Genomic DNA, 25,079 nt, shown 5'->3' on the forward strand with positions numbered 1-25,079 from the left:
TGCCGGCGATAACGGAACAAAGCCGCCGCTGCCTACCGTCGCGGGCGTATCCGAGTGGAGGTAGGACAGCTATGACGGTGGTCACCGAAACCACAGCGGGTTCCGCGCCGGTCACGTTGGCCACGGCCGACGCCGAGGCCGTCGACCAGCTGGCCCGTGCTCTCAGTGCCGTGGAGAACGATCTCGTCGACGCCCCGGAGTGGGTGGACGACGCGCGCCGGGCCTGGGACGAGGCCCCGGTCGGCCTGCGCCGGCCGCTGCGCCGGTTCCGCCGTGACTCCGGGCCGCAGGGCTCGATGCTGTTGCGCAACCTGCCGGTGAACGAACACGGTCTGCCCGACACACCAACGGTGAACGGCTCCGTGCAGCGCACTGTCGCGGTGCCGGCCGCGGTGCTGATGATGATCGCGACCGGGCTCGGCGACCCGGCCGCCTTCCTGCCGGAGAAGACCGGCGCGCTGGTGCAGGACGTGGTTCCGGTGCCGGGCAAGGAGGAGTTCCAGGGCAACGCCGGCTCGGTGCTGCTGGAATGGCACACCGAGAACGCGTTCCACCCCAACCGTCCCGACTACGTGATGCTGCTGTGCCTGCGGCAGGACCACGAAGGCGTCGCCGGCCTGCGTACCTCGTGCGCCCGCACGGTGCTGCCGATGCTGACCGACCAGGCGCGGGAAGCCTTGTTCAGCCGGGAATTCGTCACGCAGGCGCCGCCGTCGTTCGGTCTCGGCAGTGACGGGGCCGTTGAGCACGCGGTGCTGTTCGGTGCCGAGGAGGACCCGAACCTCCAGGTCGACCTGGCCGCCACCACGCCGCAGACGCCGCGTGCCGCCGCGGCGTTGGAGGAGCTGCGGGACCGGTTCAACGACGCGTCGCAGACGTTGCGGCTGCGTCCCGGTGATCTGGCCATTGTGGACAATCGCGTGACCGTGCACGGCCGCACCGGTTTCACGCCCCGCTACGACGGCAAGGACCGCTGGCTCCAGCGCACGTTCGTGATGAACGACCTGCGGCGCAGTCGGTTCCAGCGGCCCGGCGACGGTTACGTGCTGGTCTGAGCCTTGGTGAGGGGTCGGCGTGACCGCCGCTCGTGCAGCGCGATCACGGCGAGGGCGAACAGGCCGACCCCCACCCCGGTCAGCCCGGCGAACTCCTGTTCGACCAGGTCGAAAACCTCGGTGAACAACACCGTGACCAGTGCGGCGTACCGACTCCAGCGCAGCATGGCACTGCGGTCGTCGGACCATTGCAGGACAAGTGCCACGATGGCCAGTACTCCGGCGATGGCCGCGCTGATCAGCTGCCCGAAGCCGGCGATCAGTTCGGCGCCGTGCGGATCGGTCAGCAGCACCAGCAGCGAGCCGACGATGCCGGCCGCAGCCTGGCCGATCAGCAGGATATTGGTCAGCCACACCAGAACCCAGCTCTGCGGCAGGTAGGACGGCAGGCGGTTGCGGACCGTCTGCACGAAGTGTGGCGTGGCCCGGCCTGGCGGGCACAGAGCGACCACAGTGGACAGCGCGGCCGTCATCTCGGCGTTCGCGCCGCCTTTCGCCGCGCGCATGAGCAACCGGTTGGCGACCGCGCGCTGTGCCTTGGGCAGCCCGGCGACCACGCCTTCGGCCGCGATCGCCGCCGCGTTGGCCAGCTGCTCGGCCGGGCCGCGCGGCCGCCGGTCGTGCACGAGCCGGCCGGCCAGCACGATCACCACGAAGACGACGTACATGATCGCCACGGCCGGCCGGTAGAAATAGTTGTTGTCGGCCGTGACGAACTTGCCGACCTCGTCGATGAACAGCCCGAAGCCGACGCCGCCCAGCACCGCGGCCAGCGGCTTGGTGACCGGCCCGAGGTAGGACAGCACCAGCAGCTGCGACAGGAGCAGCAGCAGCCCGCCCCACAGCATGTGCGCGATGTGCAGGCCGCCGCTGCCGATCTTCGGATAGCCGGTGGCGCCGAGGAACGAGCGCGTGATCAGGATGGTCGCGACCGCGCAGACCACGAAGGCTTCCAGGTGTTGCCAAGCATTGCGGTCACGCACCAGCGCCGGTCCAACAGCCATTGGCCGAACCTACACCAGCAGCGGGCTGCCGTAGTGCTGCTCGACCCACTCGGGCTGGTACACCGAGTCCAGATAGCGTTCGCCCAGGTCAGGGGCGATCGCCACGGCGGTGGTGGCGCCGTTGTCGGCCAGCCAGCGCTCGGCCCCGCTGACCACGGTCCCGGTGGAGCCGCCGAACACGAAGCCGGCGGCGGCCAGCCGGTGGCACATCTTCACCGTGTCCTCCTCCCGCACGTGCACCACGTCGTCCACAAAGGACTCGTCGAGCAGCTGCGGGCGGACGCTGGTGCCGAGGCCGGGAATGAGCCGCGGCGAGGCCGGCCCGCCGAACGTGACCGAGCCGACCGCGTCGACCGCCACGATCCGCACCGACGGCCGGTGCTCACGGAAGTAGCGCGCGCAGCCCATCAGCGTGCCGGTGGTGCCGGCCCCGACGAACAGCACGTCCAGCTCGGGGAACGCCTTGGCGATCTGCGGCGCGGTGCTGCCGTGGTGGGCCAGCCAGTTGCCGCTGTTGGCGTACTGGTTGAGCCACACGTACCGCGCGTCCTGCCGGCACATCCCTTGCACGTAGCCGATCCGCGCGCCGAGGAAGCCGCCGTCCGGATCGGGCTCGGTGATCACGTGCACCCGCGCCCCGAACGACTCGATCAGCCGCCGGGACGCGGTGTTGCAGCGGGCGTCGGTGACACACAGGAAGCCGTAGCCGCGGCTGGCCGCGATCATCGCCAGCGCGATGCCGAGATTGCCCGACGAGGACTCGATCAGCACCGAGCCCGGCGCGAGGCGGCCGTCCCGTTCGGCCGCGTCCACCATGGCCACGGCCGCCTTGAGCTTGACCGAGCCGGCGAAGTTGAACGCCTCGCACTTGAGGTGGAGCGCCAGTCCCACCGCCCGCCGCAGGTCCACGTAGAGGTCGTCGACATGGAACTCGTCCGGGCCGGAGATCACCTGCATGGCCAACCGCCTTCGTCAGGACCTGCCGTATCGGGAGAGCTCATGGAAGAAGTCCGGCACGGTCGCCAGCTCGCCGGCTGCGGCCAGCTCGTCCAGCACGTGCTTGCCGACAGCCAGGTCCAGCACGCCGAGACCGAAGGGGGAGAACACCAGCGGCTTGTCGGTGGGGAGCTCCAGTCCATTGAGGACGTCGAACAGCGTGCCGTCCAGGAAGTCCCGGTTTCCGGTTCGCTGCTCGGCCAGGTGCGGCGAGGTGTCGGCCTTCAGGCAGTGGTCCACGTCGTCAACGATGTTGGTCGAGGCCAGGATGATCTCCGGCGACAGGTCGCGCAGGGACACGTGCAGCACCAACGGGTTGTGCGCGAACAAGTCCACATCGGACACGTGCGGCTGACCGGCGACGGTCGCGAACACGACGACGTCGCTGTTGCGGATGAGGTCCTCGGCGGTGTCCCGGACGGTGATCGTCGCTCCGGTGCCGCTGCGCTCCAGGTAGCCCTTGAAGCCCTCGGCGTGCTCGGTCGACAGGTCGTGCACGCCGATCTCGTCGAAGTCCCAGCCGGTGCCGGCGAGGTAGGTGTGGATGTACCGGGCGATCAGGCCGACACCGAAGAAGCCGATCCGGCGGGGCCGGTTTCGACCACGCGTCAACACATCCGCGGCCAATGCGGCCGACGCGGCCGTGCGCGCGGCGCTGATGATCGACGCTTCCATGCAGGCCAGCGGATAGCCGGTGTCGTGGTCGTTGAGGATCAGCACCGCCGAGGCCCGAGGCACGCCCCGCTGCACGTTCTCCGGGAAGCTGGAGATCCACTTCACGCCGTCCACGTCCACCTCGCCGCCGATCGAGGCCGGCAGCGCGATGATGCGCGAGGTGGGGCGGTCCGGGAAGCGCAGGAAGTAGGACGGCGGGTTGACGGTGTCGCCGCCGCCGTGCACCCGGTAGGCCGCCTCCACGATCTCGACGACACGCTTCTCGCTGCCGGACAGCACCTGGTGCACCTGCCGGCCGGGGATGACGGCGAACGGGGGCACCTGCGGGTCGGTCATGAACGGCTCCATCTGATGTCGGTGCGCCGCACGGGATCCCCCATCGCGACGACGATCTCGCGGTCGCCCTCGTAGGGCTGCCGGCTGTGCGCGGTGCGGAGGTTGTCGACCAGCATCAGGTCACCGCGCTGCCACGGGATGCTGGCGGTGTGCCGCTGGTAGACCTCGTTGATCACGTCGACGACGTCGGCCGGTATCGGCTCGCCGTCGCCGAAGCGGGTGGTGAACGGCAGGCCGTCCGGGCCGAGCACCATGGCCAGGTACTCGCGGACGTCCGGGTCCATGGTCAGCTCGTTGAGGAACGCGATCTGGTTGAACCACAGGCGTTGCCCGGTCACCGGGTGGTACGCGACGGCGGTGCGGACCTGCCTGGTCCGCAGGCCGGCCTCGGTCCACTCGAACTCGGTGTCGTTGGCCCGGCAGTACGCCTCCACTTCGGACTGATCATCAGTGCCGAAGGCCTGCTGCCACGGCACACCGATGGTCTCGCCGTAGTTGCGGATCAGCTGCCAGCCGTCCTTCTCGAACCGGTTCACGATGTCCGGCGGCAGGTCGGCCAGTACCGCCGCGGCATCGGCCACCGCCGTCTCGCCGCCGCTGGTCGGGGCCTGGAGGCAGGCGAAGACCATGGTGCGGGGGAGTTCCTGGGCGTAGCTGAGCTCGTGGTGCATGCACATCGGCTGGTTGGCCGGCCACGCCGAGGAGGAATAGACCTGTGGCGCGTAAGCGGTTCGCGGCGCGAACGACTCCCGCTCGGTGATCAGCTCGGTGGTGATCAGCCTGGCCAGCCGGCCGGTCTGGGCCGCGTCGGCGACGTCGAGGCCGCGCACCAGCACCGTGCCGTGGCCGTTCAGCGCGGCCCGCAGCACGTCCAGGTTGTCGGCGACCCAGCCCTCGGCGTCGCTGTCGGCGTACGCCCGCAGCACCGGCGGTCTGCCTTCGAGCAGCGGCGCGTACGCCTCCACCAGGGAAGACATCGTCAGATTCCTTTCAGCCGGCCTGTTCGACCAGCGCGGCCAGCTTGCTCAGGGTCGGGGCGGCCGTGATGTCGGTCAGCGACACCGCCGGCTTCAGCTTGATCGCCAGCCGGACCGCGCTCAGCGACGTGCCGCCCAGCTCGAAGAAGTCCGCGTCGGCGCCGATCCGCTCCACCGGTAGCCCGAGCACGTCGGCCCAGGCCGCGGCCAGTGTCCGCTCCGCATCCGTGGCCGGCGCGACGTACTCCTGCTTGCTCAGGTCGTTGGCGGCGGCCCGGAGCGCCTTCTTGTCGATCTTGCCGTTGTCGGTCAGCGGCAGCTTGTCCATGCGGTGCACCGCGGCCGGCACCATGTAGTCGGCCAGCGTGACGGCGGCGTGTTCCCGCAGCTGTTCTCCGGTGAGGTCTCCGGTGGCGGAGAAGAACGCCACCAGCTGCGGGCCGTCGGCCACGACCACGGCCGCGTCCTTCACGCCGGGCGCGCCGAGCAGGCGGTTCTCCACCTCGCCGATCTCGATCCGGAAGCCGCGGATCTTCACCTGGGCGTCGCGGCGGCCGAGGAACTCCAGGCGGCCGTCCGGCAGCCAGCGGCCGAAGTCACCGGACCGGTACATCCGCTGACCGGGCCGCAGCGGGTCGTCCATGAAGGCGGCGGCCGTGCGCTCGGGGTCGTTGATGTAGCCGCGGCCGACGCAGATGCCCGAGAACGCGATCTCGCCGACCGACCCCAGCGGCACCGGCCGCAGCCGCTCGTCCAGCACGTAGACGGTGGTGTTAGCGATAACTTTGCCCAGTGGCACGGAATCCGTGGTCGGGGTCGCGGTCATGACCTCGTGGTTGGTGTCGTCCGAGGTCTCGGTGAGGCCGTAGGCGTTCACCAGCGTCCCGTGTGGACGGTGGGTGAACCAGCGCTGCACCAGCTCCTTCTTGATCGCCTCGCCGGTGACCGAGACGCAGCGCAGCGCCGGCAGGTCACGCGGGCGGACCTCCAGCTCGGAGAGCACGACCTCCAGGAACGACGGGACCAGTTGCAGCACCTCGACGTCGGCCGCCTCGACGGTGTCGAGGAACCGGTTGATGTCGAGGATGTCCTGCTGCGGCACGATGACCGTGCGACCGCCGACCAGCAGCGCCGACACCAGCTGCCACAGCGAGATGTCGAAGCACTGCGGGGCGGTCTGGGCAACGACGGCACCTTCGCCGATGCCGAGGTCGTCGATCTTGGCGTAGAGGTGGTTGATCATGCCGCCGTGCTCGCACATGGCGCCCTTGGGCTGGCCCGTCGAGCCCGACGTGAAGTAGATGTACGCCAGTTGGTTCTGCGCTACGGGAACGCCCGGGCTGGTCGTCGGACCGTCCGTGATGGCGTTGAGCGTTTCCGCGGTGAGCTGCACTTTCGCGTCGCTGCGGGTGAGCATGGCCTCGATGCGCTCGGCCGGGAAGTTCGGCTCGATCGGCAGGTAGACCGCGCCGGCCTTGAACACGCCGAGCACCGCGGCCATCCAGTCCAGGGTGCGCTCGGAGATCACCGCGACCACGTCCTCGGCCCGGATGCCCTGGCCGAGCAGGAAATGCGCGATGCGGTTGGCCCGCTCGTCGAGCTCGCGATAGGTCCAGGTTTCGCTCAGGCACTGCGCCGCGACGGCGTCCGGGTGGCGCTCGACGCGCTCCTCGAACAGCTCGTGCAGGCGGCGATCGGGCAGATCACGACGGCGTCCGGCCATTCCGTGCACCTGGAGGTGCAGTTCCTCATCGCTCAGCAGGGTTTCCGCGTCGTGATCGGCGTCGGGGTCGGCGATCAGCAGCCGGACCGCCTTGGCGTGATATCCGGCGGTGCGCTCGTCCATGGCTGGGCAGGTCTGGCCGTTGACGGCCTTGGTCGCCTCGACGAGGTCACGCCAGGTTCCGTCGCGGACCACGACGTCACCGTGACCGTAGTGGACGGCGCCCTCGCCGGTGAGCACGCTGTGCACCTTGGCGTGCGCCGCGAGCAGCAGGATCTCCTCGGTCACGCCGAGCAGTCCCGCCGTCTCGGCAAGACCGTGGGCGCTGTCCATACGACCCCCTACGAACGGTTCGGTTTGCTACCGAGCCGCCACGCTAGCCAGAGGCCTTATTGGCGCATTATTGCGTCAACTACCGGGAGCGCGTCGAGCAGTTGGGCTGCCTCCGCCGGAATGTGCCGATCGGCCAGCCAGACCGCGATCACCCGGTGCAGCGGCGGGTCCAGCTCCCGCGTGACGATGTCGTCGCGGCGGTGTGCGGCAAGGGCGAGGCCAGGTAGCACCGCGATACCCTGGCCGGCGGCGACCATCGCCTGCATCAAGACGTAGTCGTCGGTGACCTGGTGATGCAGCGACGGTCGAATTCCCTGCTGGGCACAGTGTTTGAGGAATCTGTCCTGACACAGTGGACAGCCGGCGATGACCGTGTCCAGCTCGGCCAGTGGGATGGTTTCCCGGTCCGCCAACGGATGCGTGACCGGCAGCGCGGCGAGCAGCGGATCCCGGCCGAGGACCGTGACCCGAGGTCCTTGCGGCGCTTCGTCATGGAAGGTCACGGCGACGTCGACCGTGCCGTCTTCCAGCGCCGCCAACGCTTCCGGTGGTTCCGCTTGCCGGACGTCGACACGGAGATGGCCGAGGGAAGTCACGGCGTCGACCACCAGCGTCGCGCAAGCCGTCGGGAACGCCGCCACCCGAAGCCGCGGCGCGTGACCTTGCGCCAGGTCCGGCAGGCAGTTCTGGGCGGCCGTCAGCGAGGCCGCGATCTCCGCGGCATAGCGGGCCAGTGTGCGCCCCGGTTCCGTCAGGCGGACTCCGCGCCCGTGCCGTTCGACCAGCTCACAGCCGGCCGTGCGCTCCAGGCGCTTGACGTGCTGGCTGATCGCCGGGTGCGTCCAGCCGAGCTCCCGCGCCGCCGCCGACATCGAGCCCGTGCGGTCGATCAGGTGCAGCACCACCAGGCTGCGTGGGTCCAGCATGTAACGAATTCTGCCAGGTGATGTCACGAGATCGCACTTTTACTTATATCAGGACGGGACGATCCTGGAGGTCATGGACCTGATCGGCATCATCGGCGGCCTGAGCTGGGAGTCCACCGCCGAGTACCTGCGCCGGCTCAACCAGGGCGTTCGGACCCGGCTCGGCGGTCTGCACTCGGCCCGGCTCCGTGTCGCCACCGTTGACTTCGCTCCCATCGAGGCGATGATGGCCGCGGGGGAGTGGACGTCGATCGCCACCGTGCTGGCTGGTGAAGCCCGCGCGCTGGAGGCCGCCGGCGCATCGTTCGTGCTGCTGGCGACGAACACCATGCACAAGGTGTACGACGACATTGCCACTGCGGTGTCCATCCCCGTGCTACACCTGTGCGACGTCACCGCCTCCGCCGCGCTCGCCGCCGGCGTCACCCGCGTAGGATTGCTCGGCACCAAGTACACGATGGAGCAGGACTTCTACCGCGACCGCCTGTCCCGCAACGGTGTTAGCGCTATCATCCCGGCCAGGGCGGACCGGGACACCGTGCAGCGCATCATCTTCGACGAACTCTGTGTCGGGACCGTGGATCCCTCATCCCGTGACCGCCTGCTCGACATCTGCCGTTCCCTGCTGGCCGCCGGCGCCGCGGGCATCGTGCTGGGCTGCACCGAACTCGAGCTCAGCATCGGCCCCGCGGATCTTGCTGGCCCGATCTTCGCGACCACCGCGCTGCACTGCGCGGCGGCCCTCGACCTGGCCCTCGCGGCACCCGTAACGCCGGACCCGGCCGTGGCGAAGGGACAGCGGGGTGGAGAGCCGGAGGTTTCGTGCCGTGGTGGACTACTGGCGACCGATCCGGGATCGCTGGGACGAGCTGACCCGGGTGGTGCTCCATCCGGGTGACACGGCCCGGGTCGACTACCGGATGAAGCGCTGGCTGAACCCGTTCGCCCTGTCGGAACTGGCTATCGCGCTCACCGGCATGCGCGGCGCCGGCAAGACGACGCTGCACAAGGCGTTGCGGCACAGGCTGCCGATCGGCGAGTCCGCGAAGCGCGGAGAGAGCCCGGACAAGGAGCGGGACCGTTTCGTCCTCGAGACACCCGTCGGCCGCAAGCGGGTGAAACTCGTGGTGGTGCCGGGCCAGAAGGACTCGCCGCCGGGCAGGCGCACGATCAGCGAGGTCTTCATGGGCAGCAGCGCCCCGACCGGCGTCCTGCACTCGACGTCCTGCGGGTACAGCACGATCTGGGATCCCAACACCCAGCGTGCGGCCCTCGACCTGGTGCCGGCCGGGGCCCCGGCGCTGCCGGCCGTGCAGCGCATCCAGAACTACAACCTCCAGCACGAACTGGACGACTTCCTTCAGACCAAGGACCTGTTGCAGCAGGCGTGGCAGTACACGACCAAGCCGATCTGGCTGGTGCTGGCTGTGTCCAAAGTGGACCTCTATCGGACGCAATCCGCGCTCGACGACGCCGGCCGGTACTACATACCCGCGGCCGATCCGGCCAAGGACTCCGAGTTCTCCCGCGAGTTGCGCGGACTCGTCGACTTCGTCGGCCAGGGCCGGTTCGTCCACAAGGACGGTGGCGGGCAGCCGGTGATCCGGATCGCGGTGCTGCCGGTGTGCGCCTATCTGGAGGCGTACTCGGCCACGGCGGTCAACGCGCAGGCGCCGTCGCACGGCGACCTCGATCTCATGTCGGCGCTGCTGGCCAAGGTCATGAACACGATCGGAGAGTTCTGCGGTGTTGAGCCACGATAAGGAAAGCTGGGACGCCGCACAGCCGGAGACCGACCTGGAGGCGGCGCTGGAGCACGCGGAGCAGATGCTGGCGTCCTATGACCGTGCGGCCCGCGAGCTCCGGTACCTGTACGTCGCCCGCAACGGCATTCTGGTGGCGTCGCCGCTTGTCATCGCCGTGATTGTGCTGAGCAGCCAGGACTTCGCCACGGGACTGGTGCTCGTCCTCGGCTTCATGGCCGGGCTGTTGGGGCTGGCCGCCCTGCTGCACGAACCGATCGTGGCCGCGCACCGGCGGCGGGAACGCGACCTGTCCGGGCTGGTCCCGATCGCCCGCGTGGTCCGGGACACGTTGCCGGTCGTGGCCAAGGCCGAGCACTGGGGCGAGCTGCGGCACCTGACCATGCGGGCCCGGATCGCCCGCTTCCCGATCTCGGAGAAGAGCACGTGACCAGGCCGAAGTTCTCGTCGCAGGCGGTCGGCCAGGTCGCCGACCTGCTGTCGATCACCGTCCCGGTCGTCAGCCTCGTGCTGTTCGGGCTGGCCGCTTTCGGCCTGAACCCGTTCACGGAGGAGCAGACCGCGGCCGTCTTCATCACCATGGTGGCGTTCGGCGTGACCGGCATCGTCGCGGTCGGCACCGCGTTCGTCCTCAGCGGACGCGACGGCGTCGCCTTCTCCGACACCCTCCAGGCCGGCGTCCGCACCCTCTACCGAGTTGGCTTGGTGCTGTTGTTTCTGGCCGTCGCAAGCGGACTGCTGCTCTTCGTGCACCCCGCGCCGGTCAGCTGCCCGCCGGGTCACTGACCCCGGCGAACTCCTCTCGTAGCTCGCGGCGCAGCAGTTTGCCGGTGGCGGTGCGGGGGAAGTCGCTGCGGAACTCGATTCGCTTGGGGCGCTTGAACGACGCGAGCCCGGCGGCGCAGTGGTCGAGCAGTTGCCGGGCGAGGCCGTCGGAGGCGACGGCGCCCCTGCCGGGCTGGATGACAGCCAGCACGCTCTGGCCCCACTCGGCATCGGGCACGCCGATCACGGCCGCGTCGGCGACGGCGGGGTGGGTGAGGAGGTGCTGCTCGACCTCGGCCGGATAGACGTTGACGCCGCCGGTGAGGATGAGGTCGGTACGCCGATCGAGCAGGTACAGGTAGCCCTCCGCGTCGAATCGGCCGAGGTCGCCGACGGTGTGCAGGCCGCCGACGCGGTTGGCCGCCGTCTTGCCGGGATCGTTGTGGTACTCGAAGGGATCGCCGGGAGTGTCGTAGTAGATGGTGCCGGCTTCGCCCTGCGGCACCTCGTGACCGTTGTCATCGAGCAGCTTGACGGTGATGGTGGGCAGCGGCCGCCCGACGGTTCCGGGGTGGCTGAGCCATTCCACGGGGGAGACGATGCTGACGATGCCCTCGGTGGCGCCGAGGTACTCCCACACGCGGGGCCCGATCCAGTCGATCATCTGCTGCTTGACCTCGACCGGGCACGGCGCGCCGGCGTGGATCAAGGTGCGGAGGCTGGACAGGTCGTAGCGGCCGCGTACCTCGGCCGGCAGTCGCAGCATGCGTACGAAATGAATCGGCACGACGTGGCTGTCGGTGACTCGGTGCTGCTCGATGGCTCGCAGCACAGCCTCGGCGTCGAACTTGCGGTGCCAGACGATGGTGTGCCCGAGGTGCAGCGCGGACATGGAGAAAAAGTGCGGCGCGGCATGGTAGAGCGGCGAGCACACGAGGTGCACGCCGTCGTCGGGCCGCATTCCGAACGGGGCCATGCCGTCGGCCATGGCCTGGGCGATGGTGCCCGGCGGCCGGCCGGTCAGCTCGCGCTGCACGCCCTTGGGACGGCCGGTGGTGCCGGACGTGTACATCATCACCCGACCCTCGACCAGATCCGAGGGGTCCTCGGTATCGCTGGTCAGGTCCTCGTAGGCCGACCAGCCCGGGACGGGGCCGTCGATGGAGAGCTTGTGTGGAACGGACAAATCGAGCTCGGCGGCGAGATCGGCGTGCGCGATCATGACCTGCGCCCCGGAGTCGGCAACGATGAACGCGACCTCGGACGGCGTCAGGTGCGTGTTGATCGGCACGAGGTACAGCCCGAGCTGTCCGGTGGCCAGCACCAGCTCGAAGTACGCGGCGGAGTTGTGCACCATCGCGGCGACGACGTCGCCGGGAGTCAGGCCGAGCGCCCGGAGCGCGTGGCTGACCGTGTTCACCCTGGCCCGCAGCTCGCCGAAGGTCGTCACCTGGCCGTCCGGGTCGATCAACGCCGGCCGGGCCGGATCCGCCGCGGCCAGCCCGTAGAACCCGTTCGCCATCCCCAGATCCCTTCGCGAAGGAGCGTCACCTCCGACCGTACGGCCGTTGCCGTGTGTGCGGCGTGTTCCGCTGCCCGGTCGACGACTTTCGATGCCCTCACGGCCAGGGTGCGGAACTGGTCGTGGGTGACTTGTTCTGGTTGTTCTGTTTAAGTTATGGCTTCTTTTCGTCCCGATCTTTCGGGATCGTGGCGGTAAAATTTCATCCTGCGCCGCCGACTGGAACGACCCTGAGGAGCCCAGTTGAGGTGCAGAGTGCTCGCCGCCGGCCTTGCCACGGCAGTGATCACCGGGTTGGTGCCCGGCCTGGCCGCGCAGGCGGCGCCGCTGCCGCCGCCCGATCCGGCGTCGACAATCACGTTGATCACCGGCGACAGGATCAGCGTGCACGGCTCGGATGTGTCGCCGCTGCCGACACCTGGCCGTGCGGGAACCGCTTTCCACGTCTACCGAGCTTTCGGCCATACCTATGTGGTGCCGCTGGACGCGGCCGCCGCCGTCGCTTCCGGGCGGCTCGACCGACGGCTGTTCGACGTCACCGCACTTCAGCAGTTCGGCTACGGCACCACGGCCGACATCCCGCTGATCGTCACCGGCACCGTCTCCGGAGTAACGGCCAGGGCGTTACCCAGTCTCAAGGCTAACGCTGTGACCGTTACCAAGGGACAGGCCTGTGCGCAGCTGAAGGACAGCGCGGCCAAGGTGTGGCTGGACGGGAAACGCCAGGTCAGCCTGGACGAGAGCGTGCCGCAGATCGGCGCGCCGGCGGCCTGGCAGGCCGGCTTCACCGGCAAGGGCGTCACCGTCGCGGTCCTCGACACCGGCATCGACGCCACCCATCCGGACTTCGCCGGGAGGATCGCCGACGTCAAGGCGTTCACCAGCGACAACAGCACCGACGACACCATCGGCCACGGCACGCACGTCGCGTCCACCATTGCCGGCAGCGGCGCGGCCTCCAACGGCAAATACCGCGGCGTCGCCCCGGATGCGACGCTGGTGGTGGGCAAGGTCTGTCAGGAGGGCGGCTGCCCGGACAGCGCCATCATCGCCGGCATGGAATGGGCGACCAAGGAGAAGAAGGCCCAGGTCGTCAACGTGAGCCTGGGCGGCGTCGACACCTCGGACATCGATCCGCTGGAAGAGGCGGTCAACCGGCTGACCGCCGAGACCGGCGCGCTGTTCGTGGTGGCCGCGGGCAACGAGATCAACGGGTACAACCAGGTCAGCTCGCCCAGCACGGCCGATGCCGCGCTGTCGGTCGGCGCGGTGGACAAGAAGGACGTCGAGGCGCCGTACTCCAATGTCGGGCCGCGGCTGGGCGACGGCGGCGTCAAGCCGGACATCGCCGCCCCGGGCACCGACATCACGGCGGCCCGCGCGGCCAACAGCGGCCTGCCGTCGACCGACGGCCCGTACACCACGGCCAGTGGCACCTCGATGGCCACGCCGCACGTCACCGGCGCGGCGGCATTACTCTTGCAGCGCAACAAGAACTGGCACGCCGCAGACGTGAAGTCGGCACTGGTGTCGAGCGCCCGGCCGACCGCGCAGGCCAACATCTTCGTCGAGGGCGCCGGTCGGGTCGACGTGGCCCGGGCGATCAAGCAGGATGTTGTCGCCGAGACGCCGAGCGTGAACTTCGGTGCACAGCGGTGGCCGCACACCGATGATCAGCCCGTCGACCGCACGGTCACGTACCACAACGCCGGGGCTACTTCGGTCAGCCTGGACCTGGCCACCACCGCGGCGACGTTCTCCTTGGCGCAGAAGCAGGTCGTCGTGCCGGCCGGCGGTGACGCCATCGTCACGGTCACCTCGGACACCCGCACCGGCCCGACCGGCACGCTGGCCGGCCGCCTGGTCGCGACCGGCGGCGACGTGCGGATCTCCACGCCGCTCACCGCGAACAGCGAGCCGGAGAGCTACAACCTGACGCTGAACCAGATCGGTCGCGACGGCGCGCCCGCGGCGATCAGCATGATGTCCTTGCTGGGCATGGACGCGCTGTCGGTCGAGTTCCCGAGCGCGCCCAGCGGCACGATCACCATCCGCAAGCCCAAGGGCAACTACATCGTCGACAGCCTGGTGCTCAAGGACAACGACGTCGCCCACCTGACCCAACCGTTGGTGAAGCTGGACCACGACACCACCATCACGCTGGACGCCCGGCAGGCCCAGTTGGTACAGCCGACCGTGCGTGGCGTGGACGCGGACGTTGCCCTATCCGATGTGGGCCTTGGGCGGCAGTTCGACAGTCCGCAGGGTCGGGTGGAGTTCGACAGCGGTGTGGTCCAGAACGGCATCGGCCACGAGCTGTTCACCCTGTACACCAAGCAGTACGGCGGGAAGATCGCCGACAAGGACTTGCTGGCCTGGGTGAACTTCTCATTGGGCAAGGCCGGCGCCGACCGCGGCTTCCTCAACAGTCCCTTCGCCTACCACATGTTCTGGGACTTCAAAGGCGCGTACCCGACCGGCTTCGCGCCGCAGGTCTCGCCGCGCGAGTTCGCGGCCGTGCGCCAGCATTACCACGCCCAGAGCGCGCAGCCGCAGTACGGCTGGACGTGGTCGTTCGGGTCCACGAAGGACAGTCCACACCGGACTGATGCGCCCATGGTCATCACGCTGCCGCTCGAACGCACCGAGTACTACCTGGCCGACGGGCGGCAGTGGTTGCAGGAGTTCGGTCGCAGCCGCATCGCCGAGGGCTTTCCCGACCTGGGCACCGAGGACGGCCCGACCGAGCAGTTGACCGCCGGCCGCACCTACCGGCGGGACTGGAACCAGGGCGTGTACGGGGCGGCGTTCGCGCCGGCCGGTTCGCCGCCGCAGTACAGCTCCATCCGCAAGGACGACATGATCAACACCCACGCCCCGGGCTACGCCGACGGCGTGGCCGGCCGCTGGGGTTACGGCGCTACCACGAAGTCCTCGCGGATCGCGCTTTACCGGGACGGCCAGCTGGTGTCCGAACGGGACAACCTGTTCGACTGCCTGTTCACCGGGCAGCCGGCCCAGGAAGCGACCTACCGGGCCGAGGTCGACCTCCAGCAGGACGACACGATCATGCCGCTGTCCAGCCGGACCAGCATCGCCTGGACGTTCCGCTCGTCCCATGTGGACGGTATTCACCCGCTGCCGCTGATGACCGTGAAGATCAGCCCCGAGCTGGACATCATGGACACGGCCAAAGCCGACCGGCCGCTGGTGCTGCCGATCCGGATCGAGCGCAACCCGGACAGCGCGCCGTCGGAGACGAGCCAGGTCGCCCTGGAGTCGTCCTACGACGACGGCGTGACCTGGCACCGCATCCCGGTGCTCAAGGTCGGCGATGCCTGGTACGCCGTGACCATGAACGACACTTCGGCGCCGTTCGCGTCGCTGCGGGTCACGGCCAAGGACCGGGCCGGCAACCAGGTCGAGCAGACCTTCATCCACGCCTACCGGATCAAGTAGCCACCGATCCCGGTTTCCTACCACTGCCAGTGGTAGGAAACCGGGGCGTACGTTGAACCGAGGTCTGGGTAACCGCTTACCGCCGAGGCACGCTCACGTCGTGACCGAAACACTGAGCACACCCTCCCGGACCCGGCTGCCGGGCAAAGCCCTGTTCGGGCTGTTCCTCGCCGGCTTCGTCGCCATCCTCACCGAGTGCCTGCCGGCCGGCCTGCTGCCGGCGATGAGCGCCACGCTGCACACCGACGTGGCGTTGACCGGCCAGGTCGTCACCATCTACGCGCTGGCCACGGCCATCGGCGCCATCCCGCTGTCCCGGCTGACGGCCAACTGGCCGCGACGGCACGTGTTGATGGTGGCGCTAACAGTCGTCCTCGTCACCAATGCCCTCACCGCGCTGTCCACCGACTACACGCTGACCATGATCATCCGTTTCGTCGCCGGCCTCGGCACCGCGATGGTCTGGCCGCACCTGGCCGGGTACGCCGCCCGCCTCGCCCCCGAGGGGCGGCAGGGTCGCGCTGTCGCCATCGCGTCCGCCGGTACGCCGCTCGGCCTGGCGCTGGGTATCCCGCTCGGCGCGGCGATCGGCAGTATCGGCGGCTGGGAGCTTGCCTTCTACGCCGCCGCGGTGCTGGCCGGGTTGAACATGCTGTGGATGGCGGCGACCCTGCCCAACCGGCCGGGTGAGCCCGTGGACGACCGTTTCGCGCTGACCAGGGTTCTGCTGATTCCTGGCCTGCGTACAGTATTGTTCGCGCTAACAGCGTACATGGTGGCCCACAACATCCTGTACACCTACGTCACCGACTTCCTGGCCTACGCCGGCATGGCCAGCCAGGCCGGCTGGGTGCTGTTCGCCTTCGGTGTCACGTCGGTGTTGAGCGTGGTGGTCGTCGGCACGCACATCGACCACCATCTGCGCCGGCTGACCGTCGGCAGCACCGTCCTGTTCGGTGCCAGCGCACTGGTGCTCGCCGTGTTGGCCGGCCTGCCCGTGCTGGTCTACGTCGCCGCGGCGGCCTGGGGCCTGGCCTTCGGCAGCTCGCCGAGCCTGTTCATCGTCGCCGGTATGAAGACGACCGGGGAGGCCGCGCATGTGGCCCAGTCGATCATCATCACGGTGTTCTCCGGCTCCATCGCGGTCGGCGGTTTCGTCGGCGGCCTGCTGATCGACGGGCTCGGCACCGCCTCGATCACGTGGGCCACCCTGATACTGCTGATCGCCGCCGCCGCGGCCGTGATCGGCGGCCGCCGGCACGCCTTCCCGAAGGGAGCCTGATCCATGCGGACCGGACACTGTCTGTGCGGGGCCATCAGCTACAGCTACGACGCCGAGCCGGTGCTGACCGTGCTCTGCCATTGCGACGACTGCCAGCGCCACACCGGCTCGGCCTTCTCGGAGAACATCCTGGTGCCCCAGGATTCCTTGCGGATCACCGGCGTTCCCAAGGTGTACAACACCGTCGGCAGCGAGAACGGCCATGTGCGGGACCGGCTGTTCTGCGGTGACTGCGGCACCCCCATCTTCACCGTCATGCGGGAACGGCCGGAGATCATCATCGTCAAGGCCGGCACTCTCGACGACCGTTCCGGGGTGCGGCCCACGGCCGAGGTATGGACCCGTCGCGCCCAGGACTGGGTCGTTCCGACCCCCGATCGGGTGCGTTTCCCGGGCGACGCGCGGTGACTCGTTCCCACCCCTCGCCGGGACAGGCAGGTTCCGCCGTTCCGCGTGATACTGAGGCCATGGATCCACGCGCCGAGCTGAGCGAGTTCTTGCGGACCCGCAGGGCCCGGCTGACCCCCGCCGACGTGGGCATCGCCCAGTTCGGCCGACGGCGTCGGGTGCCCGGCCTACGCCGGGAGGAGCTCGCCCAGCTGGCCGGCGTCTCCGTCGCTTACTACACCCGTCTCGAGCAGGGCAACGGCCGCAACGTCTCGGTCGAGGTGCTTGACGCCATTTCCGCCGCCCTCAAGCTTTCCGACGCCGAGCACGCCCACCTCCTGCACCTGGCCAAGCCCACTCCCGGCCGCCGTCGCCCGTCACCGCAGCGCCAGCAGGTGCGCCCGGCTCTGCTCGAGTTGTTGAGCACCATCGATTCCGTGCCCGCCTACATCTGGGGCCGCCGCACCGACGTCTTGGCGTGGAACCGCACCGCGTCCGCCCTCTTCGGCGATTGGGACTCCCGCGCCCCTCAGGACCGCAATTGGGCCCGCATCGTCTTCCTCGACCCTTCGTCACGGACCCTCTTCGCCGACTGGCAGGCCAAGGCCTCCGATGTGGTCGGCCAGCTCCGCCTGGACGCCGGCCAGCACGCCGGCGACCCTGTGCTCAACGAGCTGATCGGCGAGCTCTCCGTTCGCAGCACCGAGTTCCGCACCATGTGGGCCGCCCACAACGTCAAGCGCAAGACCCACGCCGCCATGACCTTCACGCACCCTCTGGTCGGCGAGATCGCCTTGCACTACGAGACCTTCGCCCTGCCCGGCGACCAGGACCAGTTCTTGTCCACCTACCACGCCGAGCCCGCTTCCCCTTCTGCCGAGGCCCTGCGCCTGCTGGCCAGCTGGGGCACCGACGCCGCGGTGGCCAGGAACTAGCATCGGCGCCATGGCGAGACTGATCTACTGCATGAACCAGTCGCTCGACGGCCACACGGCCGACGTCAACGGTGCGTTCGGGTGGGGCGGGCCGGACGAGACGGTGCACGCGTTCTTCAACGAACTGACCGCGCCGATCGGCACCTTCCTCTATGGGCGGCGCATGTACGAGACGATGGTGTTCTGGGAGACGGCCGGCAGCCTGCACGACGAACCGCCGGTGTTCCACGAGTTCGCCGAGCTGTGGCGGGCGGCGGACAAGATCGTCTACTCGCGGACGCTGACGGTGCCGTCGAGCGCCCGCACGGAGATCCGGCCCGAGTTCGATGTCGACGACGTCCGCCGGCTCAAGGCTTCGGCCACCCGCGACATCGCGATCGCCGGACCGACGCTGGCGGCCGAAGCCGTGCGGGCCGGCCTGGTCGACGAATACCAGCTGGTCATCTCGCCGGCGCTGACCGGAGGTGGCACCCGGTTCTTTCCGGAGGGCGTGGCCACCGACCTCGAACTGCTGGAGGTGCAGCGCATCACGGCCGATGTGGTCTTCCTCCGGTACGCCAAGAAGGACTGACTGTTAGCGTGCACACGTGGCTGACGTGAACTGGGCGGGCAACCTCGCCTATGCGGCGGAACGGATCCTGCGCCCGCGCACGCTGGACGAGGTGCGGGAGATGGTGGCGGCGGCGCCGAAGATCAAGGCGCTGGGAACTCGGCACTGCTTCAACGACATCGCCGACTTCGACGGCGGCGTGCAGATCGACATCGGCGATGTGGAGGTGCCGATCGAGATCGACGCCGAGTCGGCGACGGTGACGGTCAGCGGTGCGACACGCTACGGCGAGCTGGCCCCGGTCCTGCACGGTCGAGGGTTCGCGTTGCCGAACCTCGCGTCGCTGCCGCACTGCACGATCGCCGGCAGTGTCGCGACGGGGACCCACGGCTCCGGTCGCCGCAACCAGGGGCTCGCCTCGGCGGTGTCCGCGTTGGAGCTGGTCACGGCGGACGGGGAGCTACGCCGCCTGGCCAAGGGGGACAAGGACTTCGCCGGTGCGGTGGTGAACGTCGGGGCGCTCGGCGTCGTCACGCGTATGACGCTCGATCTTGTGCCGGCTTTCGAGGTGCGGCAGAACGTGTTCGACGCGCTGCCGTGGTCGGCGCTGTTCGATCATTTCGACGAGATCGAGGATGCCGCCTACAGCGTCAGCATGTTCACCAACTGGGCCAACGACTCCGTCGACCTGGCCTGGCTGAAGAGCACCGGCGACCAGCGCACGGAGCTGTTCGGCGCGCGGCCGGCCGACGGTCCTCGGCATCCGGCGCACGCCGCCGGGCTGCCGGCCGACAACTGCACCGAGCAGCTGGGCGTTCCCGGTCCGTGGCACGAACGGTTGCCGCACTTCAAACTCGGCTTCACGCCGAGCGCCGGCGACGAGCTCCAGTCCGAGTACTTCGTGCCCTACCGTCACGCCACGGCCGCGTTCGAGGCGCTGCGCGGGCTCGGCGACCGCATCGCCCCGCTGGTGCTGTGTTCCGAGATCCGCGCCATCGCCGCCGACGACCAGTGGCTCAGCCCGGCCCAGGGCGGCGACCGGGTGGCGCTGCACTTCACCTGGCACCAGCGGCAGGCCGAGGTCGAAGCCCTGCTGCCGGTGATCGAGGAACGGCTGGCGCCGTTCGGCGTCCGGGCGCACTGGGGCAAGCTGTTCCACCACCGGCCGTCGGACGGGTCGTGGCCGATGCTCGGCGCCTTCCGCGAGCTCAGGGACCGTCTCGACCCTGACGGTGTGTTCCGGAGCCCCTACGTGGCGCGTTATGTCGGCCGATGAACGAACCGTTACATCCGATGCCATTGACCACGCCGCTGTTATCGCTAACACTGTCCACCACCTCTCCATCTCCTCACCTCGACGGGAGCTGACCTCAGTGGCACGCACGTCCCAAGACGGCCGCCGGATCGGCAGCGCGTACAGCGTGCGCCAGGCGAGCCTGGCCGACGTCGCCGAGGTCGCCGGCGTGTCGCACATGACGGTCTCCCGGGTGATCAACGGCACCGGCCCCGTCCGCCCCGACACCCGGGCGCGCGTGCAGGCCGCGATCCAGGAGCTGGACTACCGCCCCAACACAGCCGCCCGCACCCTGGCCACCGGCAAGTCCGAGACGCTCGGCGTCGTGGCGCTCGACTCCACCCTGTACGGACCGGCCAGCACGCTGTACGGCATCGAGCACGCGGCCCGCGAGGCCGGTTACGCCATCACGATCTCCAGCGTCAGCCGCCCGCAGCTCCAGTCCATTTCGGACGCCGTGGAGAACCTGCGCCGGCAGGCGGTCGAGGGCATCCTGGTGATCGCCCCGCACGCGTCGGCCGGTCCCGCGCTGGAGGTCGTCCCGCGCGACGTTGCGCTGGTCGCCGTCGGTGCCGCCGAGTCGGCGCCGGTCCCCGTGGTCAGTGTGGATCAGCGTGACGGCGCGAGGCGGGCCACCGAGCACCTGTTGGCCCTGGGCCACGAGACCGTGTGGCACGTCGCCGGTCCGTCGGACTGGCTGGAGGCGCGGGCCCGGGAACGGGGCTGGCTGGAAACGCTGCTGGCGCACGATCTTGTGGTGCCGTCGGTCATGCGGGGCGACTGGAGCCCCCGCTCCGGCTACGAGGCGGGGCAGGCCCTGGTGAAGATGGGCAACGTCACCGCGGTCTTCGTCGCCAACGACCAGATGGCCTTGGGTGTGCTGCGGGCATTCGCCGAGGCCGGCGTGTCCGTGCCGGGCGATGTGCACGTGGTCGGCTTCGACGACGTGCCCGAGGCGGCCTACTTCAGTCCGCCGCTGACCACCATCCGGCAGGACTTCATCGAGGTCGGCCGGCAGGCGTTCGAGTTGCTGCTCGCCCGACTACAGGAGGAGCACCGCGGCGCGCGCCAGCTGATCACGCCGGAGCTGATCGTGCGGGAGAGCACCGGCCCGCGATGAACGGCCGCTGACCCGGCTCGTCACGAGCCGGGTTCCCGGCCCAGTGTTAGCGCTAACAGAACGGATCGACGGTGATCGAGGGGTTGTTGATGTCCACAGCTCGTACACGGAAGGAGTCGTGTCCATGGTGTTAGCGCTAACAGGCAAGCTGGTCGTCGGCGTGGACTTCGGGACGTTGTCCGGCCGGGCTGTGGTCGTGCGGGTCGAGGACGGCGCCGAGCTCGGCAGCGCGGTGTTCGAGTACCCCCACGGGGTACTCGAACAGGTCCTGCCGCACACCGGCGACCCGCTGCCGCCGGACTGGGCGCTCCAGGTCCCGAGCGACTACGTGGACGTGCTGAAGAACGCCGTGCCGGCAGCGCTGAAGGCAGCCGGCGCGAGCGCGCAGGACGTGATCGGGATCGGCACGGATTTCACCGCCTGCACGATGATCCCGGTCACCGCCGGCGGCACGCCGCTGTGCGACTTACCGGAGTTCCAAGCCGAACCGCATGCCTACGTGAAGCTGTGGAAGCACCATGCGGCGCAGGGCCAGGCCGACCGGATCACCGACCTGGCCGCGGCCCGGCGTGAGAAGTGGCTGCCGCGCTACGGCGGCCTGATCTCCTCGGAGTGGGAGTTCGCCAAGGGACTGCAGATCCTGGAGGAAGCGCCCGAGGTGTACGCCACGATGTGGCGCTTCGTCGAGGCCGCGGACTGGATCGTCTGGCAGCTCACCGGAAACTACGTGCGCAACGCCTGCACGGCCGGCTACAAGGGAATCCACCAGGACGGCGAGTACCCGAGCCAGGACTACCTGCGCGAGCTGAATCCCGGGTTCGAGAACTTCGTGCTCGACAAGCTGGCGCATCCGTTGGGGCAGTTGGGCGACGCGGCCGGCGGGCTGTCCGAGCAGGCCGCCGAGTGGACCGGGCTGCGGCCCGGCATCGCGGTGTCCGTCGGCAATGTCGACGCGCACGTGACCGCGCCCGCCGCGCAGGCCGTCGAACCCGGCCAGATGGTCGCGATCATGGGCACCTCCACCTGCCACGTGATGAACGGGGCCGAGCTGCGCGAGGTCCCCGGCATGTGCGGCGTCGTCGACGGCGGGATCGCGCCCGGCCTCTGGGGGTACGAGGCGGGCCAGAGCGGCGTCGGCGACATCTTCGGCTGGTTCGTGGATCACGGCGTGCCGCCCGAGTACCACGCCACGGCCCGCGACCGCGGCATCTCGGTGCACGAGCTGCTGTCCGAGCTGGCCGCGCAGCAGGAACCCGGCGAACACGGCTTGTTGGCCCTGGACTGGCACAGCGGCAACCGGTCGGTGCTGGTCGACCACGAGCTGTCCGGCCTGATCGTCGGGCAAACCCTGGCCACCCGGGCCGAAGACACCTACCGGGCGCTGCTGGAGGCCACCGCCTTCGGCACCCGGATGATCATCGACACCTTCATCGACGCCGGGGTGCCGGTGACGGAGTTCGTGGTGGCCGGCGGCCTGATCCGCAACCCGCTGCTGATGCAGATCTACGCCGACGTGATCGACATGCCGCTGTCGGTGATCGGCTCGGAGAACGGCCCGGCGCTCGGCTCGGCGATCCACGCCGCGGTGGCCGCCGGCGCCTACCCGGACATCCGCGCCGCGGCCAAGGCGATGGGCTCGGTCGAGCGCGACGTCTATCGGCCCATCCCGGCGAATGTGGCGGCGTACGAGGAGATTTTCACCGACTACCTGACCCTGCACGACTACTTCGGGCGCGGCGTCAACCAGGTGATGCGCCGACTGAAGAGCCGCAGGCGTCGGGCGAAGGGGCTGCGATGACTGTGGGGGCCGAAGTCCGGGACACCGTCCGGCAGTTGCGGCGGACGGTGGCGGAGCTGCACGGGGAGCTGACCCGCAACGGGCTGGTGATCTGGACCGCCGGCAACGTGTCGGCGCGCGTGCCGGGGCAGGATCTGATGGTGATCAAGCCGTCCGGCGTGTCCTACGACGAGCTGACCGACGACACCATGGTCGTGACCGATCTCTACGGCGAGTTGGTGGAAGGCGAGTTCGCGCCGTCGTCGGACACCGCCGCGCATGCGTACGTGTACCGGCACATGCCGGAGATCGGCGGCGTGGTGCACACGCACTCCACCTACGCGACGGCCTGGGCGGCCAGGGGCGAGCCGATTCCCTGTGTGCTCACGATGATCGCGGACGAGTTCGGCGGCGAGATCCCGATCGGACCGTTCGCGCTGATCGGCGACGACTCGATCGGGCAGGGGATCGTGGAAACGTTGCGCACCAGCCGTTCGCCGGCGGTGCTGATGCGCAACCACGGGCCGTTCACGGTCGGCAAGGACGCCAAGGCGGCGGTGAAAGCGGCGGTGATGGTGGAAGACGTGGCCCGGACCGTCCACATTGCACACCAGCTCGGCGAGCTGCCGGCGCTGCGACGCGAGGATGTCGACCGGTTGCACGAGCGCTACCAGAACGTCTACGGGCAGCGACAGGAGAAGACTCAGCCATGAGTGCCAGCAAGCCGAAGCTGTGGTTCCTGACCGGCAGCCAGCATCTCTACGGCGAGGACACGCTGCGCCAGGTGGCCAGCCAGTCGGAGCAGGTGCAGCAGCTGCTGACGGCGTCGGGCCGGATTCCGGCGGAGATCGTCGGCCAGCCGGTGCTGACCGACGCCGCAGCGATCCGCCGGGTGATGATCGCGGCCAACAGCGATCCGGACTGTGTCGGCGTGATCGCGTGGATGCACACGTTCTCGCCGGCCAAGATGTGGATCACCGGCCTGGACGCGCTCCGGAAACCGTTGCTGCACCTGCACACCCAGCTCCATCGCGAGTTGCCGTGGGCGACGATCGACATGGACTTCATGAACCTCAACCAGGCCGCGCACGGCGACCGGGAGTTCGGGTTCGTGCAGACCAGGATCGGCGCGGTGCGCAAGACCGTCGCCGGACATGCGACCGACGAGAGGTTGCAGCAGCGGATCGAGGACTGGGCGCGGGCGGCGATCGGGGTGGCACACCTGCGCTCCCTGCGGCTGGCCCGGTTCGGCGACAACATGCGGGACGTCGCCGTGACCGAGGGCGACAAGGTCGAGGCCGAGCTGCGGTTCGGCGTCTCGGTCAACACCTACGGCGTCAATGACCTTGTCGCGTATGTCGATGCGGCGCCGGACAACGCCGTCGACGAGGTCGTGGCCGAGTACATGGCCTCCTATCACGTGCGGGCCGAGCCCGAGGCGCTGCGTTACGCCGCCCGTATCGAGGTCGGCCTCCGGCAGTTCCTCACCGAAGGCGGCTTCGGCGCCTTCACCACGAATTTCGAGGACCTGGGCGGATTACGGCAGCTGCCCGGGATCGCGGTGCAGCGGCTGATGGCCGACGGTTTCGGCTTCGGCGGCGAGGGCGACTGGAAGACGTCGGTGCTGCTGGCCGCGGTCAAGGCGATGGGCCGCGGCACCGGCCGGGGCTCGTCGTTCATGGAGGACTACACCTATCATTTCGGTCCGGGCGAGCCGAAGATCCTCGGCGCGCACATGCTGGAGGTCTGCCCCAGCATCGCCGCCGAGCGGCCGTCCTGCGAGGTCCATCCGCTGGGCATCGGCGGCCGTGAGGACCCGGTGCGGCTGGTGTTCGACGCGGCCTCCGGGCCGGGCGTCGTGGTCGGGCTCGTCGATCTGGGGGACCGTTTCCGGTTCGTGGCCAACGAGATCGAGGTCGTGCCGCCGGACGAGCCGCTGCCCAACCTGCCGGTGGCGCGGGCGGTGTGGCGGCCGAAGCCCTCGCTGGCCGAGTCGGCCGAGGCGTGGCTGATGGCCGGCGGCCCGCACCACACGGTGCTGACACAGGCCGTCACCACCGATGTCATCCGCGACTTCGGCCAGATGCTCGCCACCGAGCTGCTCGTGATCGACGAGCACACCGCCGGCGCCGACTTCGGCGACCGCATCCGCTGGAACCAGGCCTACTACCGGCTCGCACAGGGATTCTGAGGAGTAACG

The 25,079-nt window shown here is 69.3% G+C and carries 22 protein-coding genes; 15 read left to right on the top strand and 7 right to left on the bottom strand.

Translation table 11 applies throughout. The features are described from left to right. Positions 1-71: 71 nt before the first annotated feature. Positions 72-1,055, top strand: coding sequence for a clavaminate synthase family protein (locus M3Q35_RS07150; protein WP_273940853.1), 984 nt, complete (start codon positions 72-74; stop codon positions 1,053-1,055). Here the strand turns inward: M3Q35_RS07150 and M3Q35_RS07155 are convergent. From M3Q35_RS07155 to M3Q35_RS07180, 6 genes are read right to left on the bottom strand one after another with little or no spacing between them, the layout of a single operon-like run. Then, on the bottom strand, positions 1,040-2,059 hold the full coding sequence (locus M3Q35_RS07155; RefSeq protein ID WP_273940854.1) for a hypothetical protein: 1,020 nt from the start codon (positions 2,057-2,059) through the stop codon (positions 1,040-1,042). The genes M3Q35_RS07150 and M3Q35_RS07155 overlap by 16 nt on opposite strands. Positions 2,060-2,068: 9 nt before the next feature. Next, positions 2,069-3,016: a 2,3-diaminopropionate biosynthesis protein SbnA gene (gene sbnA, locus M3Q35_RS07160; RefSeq protein ID WP_273940855.1), complete on the bottom strand. Its 948-nt coding sequence runs from the start codon at positions 3,014-3,016 to the stop codon at positions 2,069-2,071. 15 nt (positions 3,017-3,031) lie between these two features. Next, the gene (sbnB, locus tag M3Q35_RS07165; protein ID WP_273940856.1) at positions 3,032-4,066 is read right to left on the bottom strand and encodes a 2,3-diaminopropionate biosynthesis protein SbnB; all 1,035 of its coding nucleotides are present in this window, start codon (positions 4,064-4,066) and stop codon (positions 3,032-3,034) included. Continuing rightward, on the bottom strand, positions 4,063-5,043 hold the full coding sequence (locus M3Q35_RS07170) for a TauD/TfdA family dioxygenase (RefSeq protein ID WP_273940857.1): 981 nt from the start codon (positions 5,041-5,043) through the stop codon (positions 4,063-4,065). The genes sbnB and M3Q35_RS07170 overlap by 4 nt, the downstream gene beginning before the upstream one ends. A 13-nt stretch (positions 5,044-5,056) precedes the next feature. Then, positions 5,057-7,099 carry a non-ribosomal peptide synthetase gene (locus M3Q35_RS07175; RefSeq protein ID WP_273940858.1) on the bottom strand — a complete coding sequence of 681 codons (2,043 nt, stop codon included), beginning with the start codon at positions 7,097-7,099 and terminating at the stop codon, positions 5,057-5,059. A gap of 56 nt (positions 7,100-7,155) precedes the next feature. Continuing rightward, entirely contained in the window at positions 7,156-8,025 is an 870-nt protein-coding gene (locus tag M3Q35_RS07180; RefSeq protein WP_273940859.1) for a LysR family transcriptional regulator, read from the bottom strand. Positions 8,026-8,098: 73 nt separating this feature from the next. Between M3Q35_RS07180 and M3Q35_RS07185 the strand changes: the two genes are divergently transcribed. The 4 genes from M3Q35_RS07185 to M3Q35_RS07200 are packed head-to-tail and all read left to right on the top strand — an operon-like array spanning position 8,099 to position 10,574. Continuing rightward, a complete protein-coding gene (locus tag M3Q35_RS07185) occupies positions 8,099-8,923 on the top strand; it encodes an aspartate/glutamate racemase family protein (RefSeq protein ID WP_337960569.1) in 825 nt (274 codons plus the stop codon). Further along, the gene (locus M3Q35_RS07190) at positions 8,856-9,788 is read left to right on the top strand and encodes a GTPase domain-containing protein (RefSeq protein WP_273940860.1); all 933 of its coding nucleotides are present in this window, start codon (positions 8,856-8,858) and stop codon (positions 9,786-9,788) included. Before M3Q35_RS07185 ends, M3Q35_RS07190 begins: the two co-directional genes overlap by 68 nt. Then, the gene (locus M3Q35_RS07195) at positions 9,772-10,218 is read left to right on the top strand and encodes a hypothetical protein (protein WP_273940861.1); all 447 of its coding nucleotides are present in this window, start codon (positions 9,772-9,774) and stop codon (positions 10,216-10,218) included. Before M3Q35_RS07190 ends, M3Q35_RS07195 begins: the two co-directional genes overlap by 17 nt. Then, positions 10,215-10,574: a hypothetical protein gene (locus tag M3Q35_RS07200; RefSeq protein WP_273940862.1), complete on the top strand. Its 360-nt coding sequence runs from the start codon at positions 10,215-10,217 to the stop codon at positions 10,572-10,574. Before M3Q35_RS07195 ends, M3Q35_RS07200 begins: the two co-directional genes overlap by 4 nt. On the opposite strand, the gene M3Q35_RS07205 is transcribed toward M3Q35_RS07200, so the two are convergent. After that, a complete protein-coding gene (locus M3Q35_RS07205; protein ID WP_273940863.1) occupies positions 10,552-12,075 on the bottom strand; it encodes an AMP-binding protein in 1,524 nt (507 codons plus the stop codon). The two genes, M3Q35_RS07200 and M3Q35_RS07205, sit on opposite strands and share 23 nt — an antisense overlap. Positions 12,076-12,318: 243 nt before the next feature. Between M3Q35_RS07205 and M3Q35_RS07210 the strand changes: the two genes are divergently transcribed. The 10 genes from M3Q35_RS07210 (at position 12,319) to araA (ending at position 25,070) form a co-directional block, all read left to right on the top strand. After that, positions 12,319-15,534 carry a S8 family peptidase gene (locus tag M3Q35_RS07210; protein ID WP_273940864.1) on the top strand — a complete coding sequence of 1,072 codons (3,216 nt, stop codon included), beginning with the start codon at positions 12,319-12,321 and terminating at the stop codon, positions 15,532-15,534. A 100-nt stretch (positions 15,535-15,634) separates the two neighbouring features. Beyond that, positions 15,635-16,816 carry an MFS transporter gene (locus M3Q35_RS07215; RefSeq protein WP_273940865.1) on the top strand — a complete coding sequence of 394 codons (1,182 nt, stop codon included), beginning with the start codon at positions 15,635-15,637 and terminating at the stop codon, positions 16,814-16,816. Positions 16,817-16,819: 3 nt separating this feature from the next. After that, a complete protein-coding gene (locus tag M3Q35_RS07220; RefSeq protein ID WP_273940866.1) occupies positions 16,820-17,224 on the top strand; it encodes a GFA family protein in 405 nt (134 codons plus the stop codon). A 59-nt stretch (positions 17,225-17,283) separates the two neighbouring features. Then, a complete protein-coding gene (locus tag M3Q35_RS07225) occupies positions 17,284-18,138 on the top strand; it encodes a helix-turn-helix transcriptional regulator (RefSeq protein ID WP_273940867.1) in 855 nt (284 codons plus the stop codon). A 10-nt stretch (positions 18,139-18,148) separates the two neighbouring features. Further along, entirely contained in the window at positions 18,149-18,709 is a 561-nt protein-coding gene (locus tag M3Q35_RS07230; protein ID WP_273940868.1) for a dihydrofolate reductase family protein, read from the top strand. 16 nt (positions 18,710-18,725) lie between these two features. After that, positions 18,726-19,964 (top strand): FAD-binding protein, encoded by a 1,239-nt coding sequence (locus M3Q35_RS07235; protein WP_273940869.1) that lies wholly within the window; start codon positions 18,726-18,728, stop codon positions 19,962-19,964. A gap of 97 nt (positions 19,965-20,061) precedes the next feature. Then, entirely contained in the window at positions 20,062-21,102 is a 1,041-nt protein-coding gene (locus M3Q35_RS07240) for a LacI family DNA-binding transcriptional regulator (RefSeq protein WP_273940870.1), read from the top strand. 124 nt (positions 21,103-21,226) lie between these two features. Then, positions 21,227-22,900: a ribulokinase gene (gene araB / locus M3Q35_RS07245; RefSeq protein WP_273944278.1), complete on the top strand. Its 1,674-nt coding sequence runs from the start codon at positions 21,227-21,229 to the stop codon at positions 22,898-22,900. Next, positions 22,897-23,592 carry an L-ribulose-5-phosphate 4-epimerase gene (locus M3Q35_RS07250; protein ID WP_273940871.1) on the top strand — a complete coding sequence of 232 codons (696 nt, stop codon included), beginning with the start codon at positions 22,897-22,899 and terminating at the stop codon, positions 23,590-23,592. The genes araB and M3Q35_RS07250 overlap by 4 nt, the downstream gene beginning before the upstream one ends. Then, positions 23,589-25,070, top strand: coding sequence for an L-arabinose isomerase (gene araA, locus M3Q35_RS07255; RefSeq protein ID WP_273940872.1), 1,482 nt, complete (start codon positions 23,589-23,591; stop codon positions 25,068-25,070). Before M3Q35_RS07250 ends, araA begins: the two co-directional genes overlap by 4 nt. Positions 25,071-25,079: the final 9 nt, after the last annotated feature.

It is taken from the genome of Kutzneria chonburiensis, assembly GCF_028622115.1.
Lineage (GTDB): Bacteria > Actinomycetota > Actinomycetes > Mycobacteriales > Pseudonocardiaceae > Kutzneria > Kutzneria chonburiensis.

Bases quoted from the DNA above. Each gene is read 5' to 3' on its own strand.
- M3Q35_RS07150 (WP_273940853.1), top strand. From the start codon at position 72: ATGACGGTGGTCACCGAAACCACAGCGGGTTCCGCGCCGGTCACGTTG.
- M3Q35_RS07155 (WP_273940854.1), bottom strand. From the start codon at position 2,059: ATGGCTGTTGGACCGGCGCTGGTGCGTGACCGCAATGCTTGGCAACAC.
- sbnA (WP_273940855.1), bottom strand. From the start codon at position 3,016: ATGCAGGTGATCTCCGGCCCGGACGAGTTCCATGTCGACGACCTCTAC.
- sbnB (WP_273940856.1), bottom strand. From the start codon at position 4,066: ATGACCGACCCGCAGGTGCCCCCGTTCGCCGTCATCCCCGGCCGGCAG.
- M3Q35_RS07170 (WP_273940857.1), bottom strand. From the start codon at position 5,043: ATGTCTTCCCTGGTGGAGGCGTACGCGCCGCTGCTCGAAGGCAGACCG.
- M3Q35_RS07175 (WP_273940858.1), bottom strand. From the start codon at position 7,099: ATGGACAGCGCCCACGGTCTTGCCGAGACGGCGGGACTGCTCGGCGTG.
- M3Q35_RS07180 (WP_273940859.1), bottom strand. From the start codon at position 8,025: ATGCTGGACCCACGCAGCCTGGTGGTGCTGCACCTGATCGACCGCACG.
- M3Q35_RS07185 (WP_337960569.1), top strand. From the start codon at position 8,099: ATGGACCTGATCGGCATCATCGGCGGCCTGAGCTGGGAGTCCACCGCC.
- M3Q35_RS07205 (WP_273940863.1), bottom strand. From the start codon at position 12,075: ATGGCGAACGGGTTCTACGGGCTGGCCGCGGCGGATCCGGCCCGGCCG.
- M3Q35_RS07220 (WP_273940866.1), top strand. From the start codon at position 16,820: ATGCGGACCGGACACTGTCTGTGCGGGGCCATCAGCTACAGCTACGAC.
- M3Q35_RS07225 (WP_273940867.1), top strand. From the start codon at position 17,284: ATGGATCCACGCGCCGAGCTGAGCGAGTTCTTGCGGACCCGCAGGGCC.
- M3Q35_RS07230 (WP_273940868.1), top strand. From the start codon at position 18,149: ATGGCGAGACTGATCTACTGCATGAACCAGTCGCTCGACGGCCACACG.
- araB (WP_273944278.1), top strand. From the start codon at position 21,227: ATGGTGTTAGCGCTAACAGGCAAGCTGGTCGTCGGCGTGGACTTCGGG.
- M3Q35_RS07250 (WP_273940871.1), top strand. From the start codon at position 22,897: ATGACTGTGGGGGCCGAAGTCCGGGACACCGTCCGGCAGTTGCGGCGG.
- araA (WP_273940872.1), top strand. From the start codon at position 23,589: ATGAGTGCCAGCAAGCCGAAGCTGTGGTTCCTGACCGGCAGCCAGCAT.